Source organism: Clostridium sp. (assembly GCF_029267215.1).
Classification (GTDB): domain Bacteria; phylum Bacillota; class Clostridia; order Clostridiales; family Clostridiaceae; genus Sarcina.
The window spans coordinates 38,668-51,165 of record NZ_JARIDH010000038.1; the positions used below are offsets into that span (position 1 = coordinate 38,668).

Below are 12,498 nucleotides of genomic sequence, written 5' to 3' on the forward strand. Positions count from 1 at the left end.
AAGACCTCCTTAAAATTAAACCTAGCTTTCAGCATATGTTAACGCTTATTTAAGCTTTTTTTCAACCCAGCCCTCTATATTCTTTTGTTTAGCTCTAGCTATTGCTAAGCTTCCTTCTGGAACTTCATTAGTTATTGTTGATCCTGCTGCAATATAAGTATTATCTTTAACTTCAACAGGTGAAACTAAGTTAGTATTACATCCTATGAACGAATCATTTCCTATAATAGTTTTATGTTTCTTCTTTCCATCATAGTTAACAACTACAGTACCACAACCAAAGTTACATCTTTCTCCTACCTCAGCATCACCAATATAAGTTAAATGTGATACCTTAGTATTATTTCCTATTGTTGACTTTTTAATTTCAACAAAATCACCAATTCTTACATGATCTCCTATGTTACTTTCTGGTCTAACATAAGCAAATGGTCCAACAGTTGTTTCAGATCCTATTTTACTATCTAAAATAACTGAGCTTTGTATTTCAACTCCATCGCCTATTATACTGTTATTTATTCTTGAGTTAGGATATAAAATACAATCATCTCCTATAACAGTTTTTCCTTCTAAAACGTTACCTGGATATATTATAGTATCTTGACCAATAACTACCTCTGGTTCTATATATGTATTTAGAGGGTCAATAATAGTAACTCCATTATCTAAATGTGTTCTATTAATTCTATTTCTCATGATACTTTCAACTCTAGCAAGTTCAGCTCTTGAATTAACACCTAATGTTTCTTCAAAATCTGTAATCATTGCACCTATTTTTTTTCTTTCTTTCTTTAGTATTTCTATAACATCTGTTAAATAATACTCACCTTGTGCATTGTCGTTTGAAAGTTTTTCTAAAGAAGATAATAAACTTTCTATATCAAAACAATACATTCCTGCATTAACTTCATTTATTTTTATTTCTTCTTCATTGCAGTCCTTATGTTCAACTATTTTTTCTACTGACTCTCCATTTCTAACTATTCTTCCATAGCCAGTTGGGTTTTCAATAACTGATGTTAATAAAGTAGCTGAATTTCCTTCTGAAACATGAGTTTCAATTAAATTTTTAACTGTTTCTGATTTTATTAAAGGAGCATCACCTGTAAATATTGCAACAACTCCAGTTTTTCCATCCAAAAATTCTTTAGCACATTTAACCGCATGACCAGTACCTAACTGTTCAGCTTGTAATGAATAGCTAACTTGTCTTAAAGCAGTTCTATCTTTAACTAATTCTGCCCCTTTTCCTATTATTACATTAACATCTTCTACTTCTGCATTTCTCATTGCATCAATAACATGATTAACCATTTCTTTTCCACACGCTTTATGTAAAACTTTTGGTAATCTTGATTTTATTCTAGTCCCTTGTCCTGCTGCTAATATTATAGCACATTTATTCATAAAAACACCTCTTTGTGATACTCATTTTATTATATAAGCTATACTATTTAAATTCAATCTCTTCTTTAGTTTAAAAATCTTCATTTTTCTCTTTTTCAATTATATTTTAATAATTTCCTTATTTCAACAGTAACTTACTAAGAAACACCCCATCTAAAAACTATATTTTTCACAAAAAAATAAAAGGAAGCTTACTTCCTTTTATTAAAAACAATTACTCTTGAACTTCTAAATTTCTAACTTTCTCATATTCATCAAGAATAGCCTTTTGAATTTGTTCTCTGGTTTCTGTATTTATAGGATGAGCTATATCCTTAAACTCTCCATCTGGTGTCTTTCTGCTAGGCATAGCTATAAAAAGACCATTTAACCCTTCAATAACTTTAATATCATGTACAACAAATTGATTCTCAAAAGTTACAGAAACAATTGCTTTCATCTTACTTTCTGTAGATATTTTTCTAATTCTTACATCTGTAATATTCATCTTGATACACCTCCAGTTGTTGTTATTATATGTATTCTATAAAAATTTTTAAATTCCTCTTTTTTAAGGTTTTTATGTAAAATTTATTAATACATAGTAATTATATACAACTAAATTGAAGGTACCATTTTAACACCATCTTCATTTATTTCAACTATATCAATTAATGAAACATAATCCTTAGTTATCTTATTAGTTGATAATTTATTATCTATTAAAACACCTATTCCCATAAGTTCTGAGTCAAATTCTTTTAATAAATCAACTAACCCTTTAGCAGTTCCACCACCTCTCATAAAGTCATCAATAAAAATGCATTTGCTTCCTTGTTTTAATGACTTTCTTGAAAGACACATTTGCTGAATCTTACCTGAAGTTCCAGAAACATAATTTATTGAAACTGTTGATCCTTCGGTAACCTTGCTATCTCTTCTAGCTGTTATAAGTTGAACACCTAGGCATTTTGCAACTTCATAAGCTAAAGGAACTCCTTTTGTTTCAACTGTTATTACATAATCTATATCCATATTTTGAAAATATGATGCTAAAATAACTGAAGCCTTTGTTATAATATTAGGATTAAACATTATATCTGTAACATATAAAAAATTTCCTGGAACAATCCTGTCGCTTTCACTAGCAATTTCACATAACTCTTCTAAGAATTTTTTCTTTTCCTCTTCTCCAATTTCAGGAATATATCTTATTCCACCAGCTGCTCCAGCTATTGTTTCAACTTTTCCCATAGAAAATTTACCCAATATTTCTCTTACAATCACTATATCTTCACTTATTGTTGATTTTGCCGCATTTAAAAGTTCTGAGAATTTATTTAATCCTATTATTTTATTTGGATTTTCTATAAGAACCTTAGTTATAATCGACACTCTACTATTTCTACTTAATTTCTCCATCTTAATCACCTGACCTATATAAATTTCCAGTATATATTTACCACGTATATTTAATAGTTTTATTATTAATAAAACACATATATTTTTATGCATTTTTTCTTTTTATTCTGTATTTAAACTCATTATAACAAACTTTATTACCTCTGTTAACCGCTTATCTATTGTACGATGCGAATTTTATAATATTTTTAAATCTAATCTTTAAGTTTATATAGAAACTAAATTAACATTAATTTATACTATTAAATCATTTAACTAAATAAATTTTCATAAAATACTTTTAAAAATAATTTTTTTGTGTGCTTTTCAAAAAAAGTGTATATAATTATTAGTGTATATAAGTAAAGGAGTTGATATCTTGGCTTTCGATTTATTAAAAGATATTAATAAAAAAGTTCATTTCATAGGAATCGGTGGAGTTAGTATGAGCGGTTTAGCTGCTGTACTACTAAATGCTGGATACAAGGTTTCAGGATCAGATTCTAAAGAATCAGAAATTACTAATAAATTAAAAAAAGAAGGTGCCCAAATATACATAGGTCATAGTAAAGATAACTTACAAAACGTTGACATAGTAGTATATACTGCGGCAATACCTAATGATAACCCTGAAATAGTTAAAGCTAAAGAAGAAAACCTTATTCTTATGGATAGAGCTGAATTTTTAGGACAAATTATGAAAGGTCATAAATTTAATGTTGCTGTATCTGGTACCCATGGAAAGACTACTACTACATCAATGATTTCTCACGTTGCACTTAGTGCAAATTTAGATCCTACTATACTAGTTGGTGGAGATTTAGATATAATAAAAGGAAATTTTAGAGTTGGTAATAGTGATTACTTTATTACTGAAGCTTGTGAATATAAACAAAGCTTTTTAAAATTTTTCCCTTACGTTGGAATAATTCTAAATATAGATGCCGACCATCTAGATTTTTACAGAGATATAGATCATATAAAAGATACATTCAAGAAATTTGTTAACTTAATCCCTAAGGATGGATACATCATAGGAAATGCTGATGATGAAAAAGTTCTTGAAGTTATCAAGGATGCTAAATGTAATGTAATTACTTATGGAATAAACTCAGGAGATATTCAAGCTAAAAATATCGAATTTGGAAAGAATGGATGTGCTACTTTTGATGTATTTAAAAGAGATGAAAAACTTCTTACACTTACATTAAACGTACCTGGCATGCATAACATATCAAATTCATTATCTGCAATATGCCTAGCTGAAATATTTGATGTACCTGTTGAAACAACTATATCAGGACTCTCTTCTTTTGGTGGAGCTCATAAGAGATTTGAATTCAAAGGAAAGAAAGATGGAATAACTGTTATTGATGATTATGCTCATCATCCTGTAGAAATCAAAGCTACACTTAGTACAGCTAAAAATATACCACATAATAAAACAATATGTGTATTCCAACCTCACACTTTCACAAGAACAAAAACACTTTTTGATGATTTTACAAAGTGTTTTGATGATTCTGATGAACTTATTTTAATGGATATATATGCTGCAAGAGAAAAAGATCTTGGGGAAATAAACTCTGTTCAATTAGGAGATGCTATAAGAGCTAGAGGAATAAAATGTAAAAATGTTCATTCTCATGAAGAAGCATTGAAATATGTTAAGGAAATCATATCAACAGATGACTTACTTTTAACTGTAGGTGCTGGTGATGTGGTTAAAGTTGGTGACCTTTTCTTAAAGTAAATGAATTTTAAGGCTATTTTTTTAATAAAGTAGCCTTTTTTATTTGCAATTTATTCAAATCAATGTTATCATTTACATAGATACTAATCAAATCTCCCCTTACAATTTTATGTAAGCGATAACACATAGAATAACAATTTATATTTTCATCTATATGAAAATATTTGTTTAATTATTCATTGAGTTACTCTATAATATTGTAGAAGGAGGCAAGCACTATGTCTATAACAATTAATAATATTGCAAAAGAAGCTGGTGTATCTCTTGCTACAGTATCAAGGGTTATAAACAATTCTGGTTATGTAAAAGAAGAAACTCGCAATAAGGTTATGAATGTTATAAATAAATATAACTATACTCCTAGCGCCATTGCTAGAAGCCTTTCTAAAAATATAACTAATACAATAGGAGTAATAGTTCCCGATATTACTAATCCTTTCTATGGTTCAATAATAAAGGGAATAAATGCTATTGCAGAAAAAAATAATCTTAATTTAATTCTTTGTGACTCAGATGAAAGTGTAAGCAAAGAAATTAAAGCAATAAAAACTTTAAAAGAGCAGAGAATTAGAGGAATTATTATCTGTCCAACCTCTGTAGAGAATGATTTAAATAGTGAGTATTTAAAGGCAATAACTAACCTATGTATACCGGTAATATTAGTTGATGGAAGCCTTAAATATCATAATTTTGATGGTGTTTTCGTGGATAATATCAAAGGGGCTTTTGATGCAACTGAAGTATTGATTAAAGAAGGACATGAAAAAATTGCTATAATAACAGGTCGTATGACATCAAAACCTGCACAAGATAGATTGTTAGGTTATGAAAAAGCATTGATAATGAATAATATAAGTGTCGATTCTAATTTAATATTTTATGGGGATTACGAAGAAGAATCTGCTTATATCCTTACTAAAGAAATTCTTTCACTTAAAAATAGACCTACAGCAATATTTGTATCAAATAATCTTATGACATTAGGATGTTTAAAAGCTTTAAGAGAAGCAAATCTTGAAATATCAAAAGATATTTCAATAATATGTTTCGATAGCATACCTGTACTTGACACATTAGGCATAAACATAAGTCATATAAATGGTCCAAGCAGAGAACTTGGTATTCTTGGAATGAATTTATTAATCAATTCATTAAATAACAAATCAAAAAAAGAGTTAAGTAGTATAATACTAACTCCAGAACTTGTATTAAAAGGTTCTGAAAAGTTAATTAAATAATAAAAATTTAATTTTAGTATTTTATACATTTTAAAGTAAGCGTTACCACATAATAATAATATTTCAAAAAATTTTTTAATTAAGAGGTGTATAATTATGGATTTATCAACAAAAATTAAAACAGCAGCTGATTATATTAAAGAAAAAAGCAAATATAAACCTACAATTGGATTAATATTAGGTTCAGGACTTGGTGCTATTGCAGATCAAATTGAAGATGCTGAGTACTACCCATACAACGAAATTCCAAACTTCCCTGTTTCTACAGTAGAAGGTCATGCTGGAAGATTAGTTATTGGAAAATTCCAAGATAAAGAAGTTATAGCAATGCAAGGAAGATTTCACTACTATGAAGGATATGCAATGCAAGAAGTTACTTGTCCAGTAAGAGTTATGAAATTATTAGGAGTTGAAATATTAGTTGTTACTAATGCAGCTGGTGCTGTAAACAAAGATTACGTTCCTGGAGATTTAATGATAATTTCAGACCATATAAATTTATCAGGTGCAAATCCACTAATCGGTAAAAACTTAAGTGAATTTGGAACTAGATTTCCTGATATGTCAAATGCTTATGATAAGGATTTAAGAAAAGAAGTTAAAAATATAGCTAACAACTTAGGAATAGAAGTAAGAGAAGGTGTATATGCTATGTTTAGTGGCCCAACTTACGAAACTCCTGCTGAGATAAGAATGGCAAGAACTTTAGGAGCTGATGCTGTAGGTATGTCAACAGTTCCAGAAGTTATAATAGCTAACCATAGCGAAATGAAAGTTATAGGTGTTTCATGTATGACTAATATGGCAGCTGGAATATTAGAACAGCCACTTAATCACGAAGAAGTTATGGAAACTTCAGCTAAAGTTAGAAAAACTTTCATAGAGCTAATGACAAATATAATTAAAGAAATTTAATAAAGCCAACGATATTTACATTTATTAACTTTTAATAAATGTAAATATCGTATAAAATGAAATAAAAACTTAAGAAAAGGAGAATAAAAGTGGATAGAATTATTGGTGTAATAGGTCTTATATGTATTCTTGGTATAGCTGTTCTTTTCTCTGAAAACAGAAAGAAGATCAACTGGAGACTTGTTGGAACAGGTCTTTTATTACAAATAATTTTCGCTTTACTAATCTTAAAAGTACCTGCAGGTAGAGCAGTATTTGAATGGGTTAGTGGTGGAATAACTAAGCTTTTAGATTTTACTAAGGAAGGTAGTAAATTCTTATTTGGTCCACTACTTGATACCGATAAAATTGGTATGATATTTGCATTACAAGTATTACCAACAATTATCTTCTTCTCATCATTAATGAGCGTGCTTTATCATTTAGGTATAGTTCAAGTAGTAGTCAAGGTAATTGCTAAAGGTGTTTGTAAAATATTAGGAACAAGTGGAGCTGAAACTTTCAGTGCTGTTGGTAACATATTCTTAGGTCAAACAGAAGCTCCGCTTCTAGTTAAACCATACATAAAAAACATGACTAAATCTGAGTTATGTGCAATCATGGTAGGAGGTATGGCCACTGTTGCTGGTGGTGTTATGGCTGGTTATGTAGCTATGGGAATCAATGCTGGTAGCTTACTTGCAGCTTCAATAATGGCAGCACCTGCTGGATTAATACTTGCTAAGATTTTAGTGCCTGAAACCGAAGAACCAGAAACTAAAGGTGGCGGAACTCTTGAATTAAAAGTTGAAAGTGAAAATGTTATAGAAGCAGCTGCTAACGGGGCTGCAGAAGGTTTAGGATTAGCATTAAATGTTGGTGCTATGCTTCTTGCATTCGTTGCTCTTATAGCTATGATTAATGCATTATTCGGTGCGATCGGCGGAATCTTCGGAGCTCCTTGGTTAAGCTTAAACTGGATTCTTGGTAGAATATTCTCACCATTAGCATTTATAATGGGAGTTCCTGCTAAAGATGTATTCGTAGCTGGAGATTTATTAGGAATTAAATTAGCTGTTAATGAATTCTTAGCTTACTCTCAATTATCAACTTATATCGCAAAAGGATCATTAGAACCAAAAACTATAATGATATTAACTTATGCTCTTTGTGGATTTGCTAACTTAAGTTCAGTTGCAATACAATTAGGCGGTATTGGTGGGTTAGCTCCAGAAAAGAAACCAACTATAGCTAAGTTAGGATTAAAAGCACTTTTAGGTGGTGTATTAGCTACTTGTATGACAGCTACAATCGCTGGTATATTATTTAGTGCTTAATTTTTAAAAGATTTAAATTTGATTAATATAAAAATACCATTTTAAATATAAAATGGTATTTTTATTTTTTATAAATTAATTTATATAATTTTTGTTATTTTTATAAATCTAATTTTTTTATTTTTAACTATTTATTTTACCTAATTTAACACTAAATCAACAATTTATTTTACTATTGCTAATTCTTTGTTTAAACTATTTAATCTTTCACATCCATCTTCAGTAACTAATACTAAGTCCTCTATTCTAACTCCCATATCTCCTTGAAGATATATTCCTGGTTCAACAGAGAAAATCATTCCTGGTTTAACTTCATCAGTATTGGTTGATCCCACATCACCAAAATCATGAGTTTCTATTCCTATTGAGTGTCCTGTTCTATGAGTAAAGTATTTTCCATATCCAGCATCTTCTATAACATCTCTAGCTGCCTTATCTATATCACAGAATCTAACACCTGGTTTTATTATTGAGATAGCTTTTTTATTAGCCTCTAAAACTGTATTGAATATTTCTTTTTGATGATCTGTTGGCTCCCCAAAGAATACACATCTTGTCATATCTGAACAGTAAAAACCTTTCTTACAGCCAGTATCTATTAATACACCCATTCCTTTTTCTAATCTCTGTTCTCCTGATTCTGCATGAGGATCAGCAGCATTAGCCGCGAAAGCAACGATTGGTGTAAATGAGTATCCTTGACATCCATACTCTGCATAACACTTTCCTAGTACTTCAACAACCTCTTTCTCTGTCATACCCTCTTTAAGGCTATTTATAGCTTTTTCTACAGCTATATCGTTTATTCTTGATGCTTCTTTCATTAAAGCAATCTCTTCTTCATCTTTTCTCATTCTTACTCTATCAACTATAGGTGATCCATTTACAAAGCTTTTTGCTGATTTTCTCTCTAATAAACTTAGTAAGAAATGAGCTTTCCAGTCTTTATCTATTCCTAATGTTTCATCATGATTTATTACTTCATGTAAACTATCTATTGGATTCATTGTATCATTATACCAAAGTATATCGATTCCTAAATCCTCGTTTATTGGGAATAATTCATTTACTATAAATTTATTATTTCCATTTATGTTTATGTAAAGTGTAACCATTCTTTCGCCTGGATTTATCCACTTACCAGTTAAATAAAATATTGATGCAGGTGAAGAAACTAACATTTGAGGAATATTATTTTCTTTCATAGACTCTATTATTCTAGCTAATCTTCTTTCTTTCACCTTAATCACTCCTTCCAAAATTTAAAATTCTTTAAATAAATTATATCACATTTTCAAAGTATCTAATAATTTACAAATAACTTACTTTTTTAATATTTATTTTTATATTTTGTCCAACTTTTGTTATATAATATTCTATGTAAATAAAATCAATAATAACTGTAAGGAGGCCATAAAATTGAGAATTGCAGTAATATCAGATATACATGGAAATTTGTATGCCTTAAGAGAAGTTTTAGAAGATATAGATGGAAACAATATTGATTCCATAATATGTTTAGGAGATTTAGTTGGTTATGGACCTCATCCTAATGAAGTAATAGCTCTTATTAGAAGAAGAAATATAATGTGTTTAAAAGGTAATTATGATGCATCTGTAGTTGATAATGATTTTACATACATTAGAGATACTGAAATAAATTCATTCTCACTTCCTTGGACTGTTGAAGAGTTAAGAACATCTAACAGATATTATCTTGATAATCTTCCAAACACTCTTTCAATGGATATTTGTGGTAAATCAATTAAATTCGTTCACGGAAGCCAAAGAAAAATAAATGAGTATTTAAGAGAGGATTATGATAAACTTGAGGAAGTTATGAGAGAATTAAATGAAGATGTTTTAGTATGTGCTCATACGCATATTCCTTATGCTAAAAAGATAGGTGATAAGGTTATTATAAATGATGGTAGCGTTGGTAAACCTAAAAATGGAAAACCTCATGCAACTTATGTAATATTAGATATATCTACTGAATATAAGTTGAAAGTTGAAATGAAAACTGTTCCTTATGAATATAAAAGAACCATGAAAGATATGGAAATGAAAAAATTCCCTCAAAAATTAATCTACTCTTATGAATCTGGTAAAGAGTAATTTAAATTATTGATTTGAATTACTAAAACATTTTATTTTTTTGTAATATGATTAAAATATAATTAATTTATATTAAGAAATATATTTATGATAAAGAATTAAAAATACCCAATAGAATAGACTTTTTTAATTGTATTTTCTATTGGGTATTTTTAAATCATATTTTTAATGTTGTGTAGACTTTTTTAAACTGTCATTGACAAGGGTACATCTTAATATAACTGTGATTTTTCGTTTAATTAGACATCATTTAAGCTACAAGTTAAAACCCCTACAATGTTTAGATTTTTTAGATTAGATTTGTCATTGCCATAGACTTCTTTATATTCTCCTGTTAAATCACATCCAGCCTTAATGCCTTTACTCTCCCACTCTTCAACATCTGTTAAGTCATATACTGTTCCAAATACAGCTATATATGGAGGATTTCCATCTTTCCCATTAAATTGAGATAAATCATTTACTCTAAATTCCCTTGTTAAACCACTTTCTAATAGTTCAAGTTCATCATTATTATATTTTACTACTCCAACTACTGGAATTCCTAAAAGCAAGCTTTTATCGCCTTTATAATACTCATTAAATTCCTTTGTCATATCTTTTCCAGACTTTAATTCATTATAAGAACCTTTTCTAAATAAATCAATATTACTAACATCATAAACTAAACCATCAACTGCAATATATGATGGTTTTCCATTATACCCATTGTATATCTCTAACTCTCCTAGGCTAAATTCTTTTAAATCATTTGAAGTATGTTTTCCTCTTATACTCTCTTCGAAATCATAAAGTACACCAACTATAGGCAAACTTTTTAACTTTTCTTTATCCTCTTTAAAATATTCATTATAGGTTCTAGTTATATCAGTACCTAAAACAAATTCACTTGGTATTTTTCCATTTAGTAAAGAAGATCCTGTTAAATCATATACTGTTCCATCTATGGCTACATATGCCTTTCTTCCATCTTTTCCATCATATATTTTTAACTCTTCTGTTCCTATTATTCTTAATCTTTTTTCCTCATAATAAGGTTCAACTTCCTCTATAAATTCAACTTCCTCTGGCTCTGCAAGCATGCCAACTATAGGCAATTTAGATAATAAGTTAGTATTATCCTTATGGCATTCATTAAATTCTTCTGTTAAATCACTTCCTAGCTTCAATTCATTGTGAGGATTCTTTTTAAATAACTCTATGTTTGTTACATCATAAATCATTCCATCTAAAGCTATATACGAAGGTTTATTTCCTTCTCCATTAAAACTTGCTAATTCTTCTTTAGTAAGTATAAGTAAATCTTTATTGTTATCCTCTGAGTTATATACTTCTATTTTATCTAAAACTTCCTTTAACCTATTCTTATAATTATCTAAGTTTTCATTATTCCTAGCCAAAGTCATTAAATATTTTAATTTATTTATTTGTTCAAACTTTTCATCAAAAAAATTGCACATAAAAACTCCTCTAATACATAATATATCTATATATTTCTATGTGGTTAATATTGCAAATGTTAATGTTTTATTGTAAAATCATTATTAATCAAACTAAATTAAAAAGTTTATTTACTGTGATGAGAAGAGTAAGTTTAGGAAATAACTTTTAGCGAGCAGATTATGGTGTGAGTTCTGTAGTTAAGCCTATTCTGAAGAACATCTCTGAGTTTCTAACCGAAATCCACTTTGGAGAGTAGACTTAGACGTATTCAAGACGTTATACTTGAAGAACATATTACGTGTTCATAAAGCCGGCTATTTTAAAAATAGCAATTTGGGTGGTACCGCGAATAATGCCATTCGTCCCATTAAAGATGTGGATGAATGGCTTTTTTATTTGGATAAAACTTATTTAAAGAAAGAGAGGATACAATAATGAAAGATGTAATTTTAGTAAAAAGTCTTTATAGAAACACTAGTGAATATAGTGATAAAAAAATAAAAGTATCAGGTTGGATAAGAACATTAAGAGCCTCAAATGCTTTTGGTTTCATAGAAGTTAACGATGGTTCATTCTTTAAAAATATCCAAGTAGTTTTTGATAGTGAAAAAATAGCTAACTACAAAGAAATAGCTAAATTACCTATAAGCTCTTCAATATCAGTTATAGGAACTTTAGTTGAGACTCCTGATTCAAAACAACCATTTGAAATTCAAGCTGAAGAAATAATAGTAGAAGGTATGTCTGATTCAGATTACCCACTACAAAAGAAAAGACATACTTTTGAGTACTTAAGAACAATAGCTCACTTAAGACCAAGAAGTAATGCTTTCTCAGCTACATTCAGAGTAAGAAGTGTTGCAGCTTACGCTATCCATAAATTCTTCCAAGATCAAGGATTTGTTTACACTCATACTCCAATATTAAC

Annotated in this window: 11 protein-coding genes and 1 other annotated feature; of the genes, 6 read left to right on the forward strand and 5 right to left on the reverse strand. The window is 29.0% G+C overall.

What is annotated here, in order from left to right:
- Nucleotides 1-45 precede the first annotated feature (45 nt).
- From glmU to purR, 3 genes are all read right to left on the reverse strand, one after another.
- Complete coding sequence (gene glmU / locus Q1K13_RS06315; protein ID WP_300348580.1) at nucleotides 46-1,407, reverse strand: bifunctional UDP-N-acetylglucosamine diphosphorylase/glucosamine-1-phosphate N-acetyltransferase GlmU; 1,362 nt, start codon at nucleotides 1,405-1,407, stop codon at nucleotides 46-48.
- A 214-nt stretch (nucleotides 1,408-1,621) separates the two neighbouring features.
- A complete protein-coding gene (spoVG, locus tag Q1K13_RS06320; protein ID WP_300348581.1) occupies nucleotides 1,622-1,894 on the reverse strand; it encodes a septation regulator SpoVG in 273 nt (90 codons plus the stop codon).
- A gap of 110 nt (nucleotides 1,895-2,004) precedes the next feature.
- Nucleotides 2,005-2,808, reverse strand: a complete 804-nt coding sequence (gene purR / locus Q1K13_RS06325; protein ID WP_300348582.1) for a pur operon repressor — start codon at nucleotides 2,806-2,808, stop codon at nucleotides 2,005-2,007.
- A gap of 358 nt (nucleotides 2,809-3,166) precedes the next feature.
- Here purR and murC point away from each other — a divergent pair, with 358 nt between their 5' ends.
- The 4 genes from murC (at nucleotide 3,167) to Q1K13_RS06345 (ending at nucleotide 8,009) form a co-directional block, all read left to right on the forward strand.
- Complete coding sequence (gene murC, locus Q1K13_RS06330) at nucleotides 3,167-4,540, forward strand: UDP-N-acetylmuramate--L-alanine ligase (protein ID WP_300348583.1); 1,374 nt, start codon at nucleotides 3,167-3,169, stop codon at nucleotides 4,538-4,540.
- Between the two features lie 218 nt (nucleotides 4,541-4,758).
- A complete protein-coding gene (locus tag Q1K13_RS06335) occupies nucleotides 4,759-5,778 on the forward strand; it encodes a LacI family DNA-binding transcriptional regulator (protein WP_300348584.1) in 1,020 nt (339 codons plus the stop codon).
- Nucleotides 5,779-5,874: 96 nt separating this feature from the next.
- Nucleotides 5,875-6,693: a purine-nucleoside phosphorylase gene (locus Q1K13_RS06340; RefSeq protein WP_300348586.1), complete on the forward strand. Its 819-nt coding sequence runs from the start codon at nucleotides 5,875-5,877 to the stop codon at nucleotides 6,691-6,693.
- An 89-nt stretch (nucleotides 6,694-6,782) separates the two neighbouring features.
- A complete protein-coding gene (locus tag Q1K13_RS06345) occupies nucleotides 6,783-8,009 on the forward strand; it encodes a NupC/NupG family nucleoside CNT transporter (protein WP_300348587.1) in 1,227 nt (408 codons plus the stop codon).
- A 164-nt stretch (nucleotides 8,010-8,173) separates the two neighbouring features.
- Here Q1K13_RS06345 and Q1K13_RS06350 read toward each other — a convergent pair whose 3' ends face one another.
- Nucleotides 8,174-9,250, reverse strand: coding sequence for a M24 family metallopeptidase (locus Q1K13_RS06350; protein WP_300348588.1), 1,077 nt, complete (start codon nucleotides 9,248-9,250; stop codon nucleotides 8,174-8,176).
- 178 nt (nucleotides 9,251-9,428) lie between these two features.
- Between Q1K13_RS06350 and Q1K13_RS06355 the strand changes: the two genes are divergently transcribed.
- Nucleotides 9,429-10,127 carry a metallophosphoesterase family protein gene (locus Q1K13_RS06355; RefSeq protein ID WP_300348589.1) on the forward strand — a complete coding sequence of 233 codons (699 nt, stop codon included), beginning with the start codon at nucleotides 9,429-9,431 and terminating at the stop codon, nucleotides 10,125-10,127.
- Between the two features lie 239 nt (nucleotides 10,128-10,366).
- Here Q1K13_RS06355 and Q1K13_RS06360 read toward each other — a convergent pair whose 3' ends face one another.
- Nucleotides 10,367-11,587: a cytochrome b5 domain-containing protein gene (locus Q1K13_RS06360; protein ID WP_300348591.1), complete on the reverse strand. Its 1,221-nt coding sequence runs from the start codon at nucleotides 11,585-11,587 to the stop codon at nucleotides 10,367-10,369.
- A gap of 107 nt (nucleotides 11,588-11,694) precedes the next feature.
- Nucleotides 11,695-11,940, forward strand: a binding site (T-box leader).
- Between the two features lie 64 nt (nucleotides 11,941-12,004).
- On the opposite strand from Q1K13_RS06360, the gene Q1K13_RS06365 reads away from it, so the two are divergent.
- The coding region (locus Q1K13_RS06365; RefSeq protein ID WP_300348593.1) for an OB-fold nucleic acid binding domain-containing protein at nucleotides 12,005-12,498 on the forward strand (494 nt) is incomplete at its 3' end.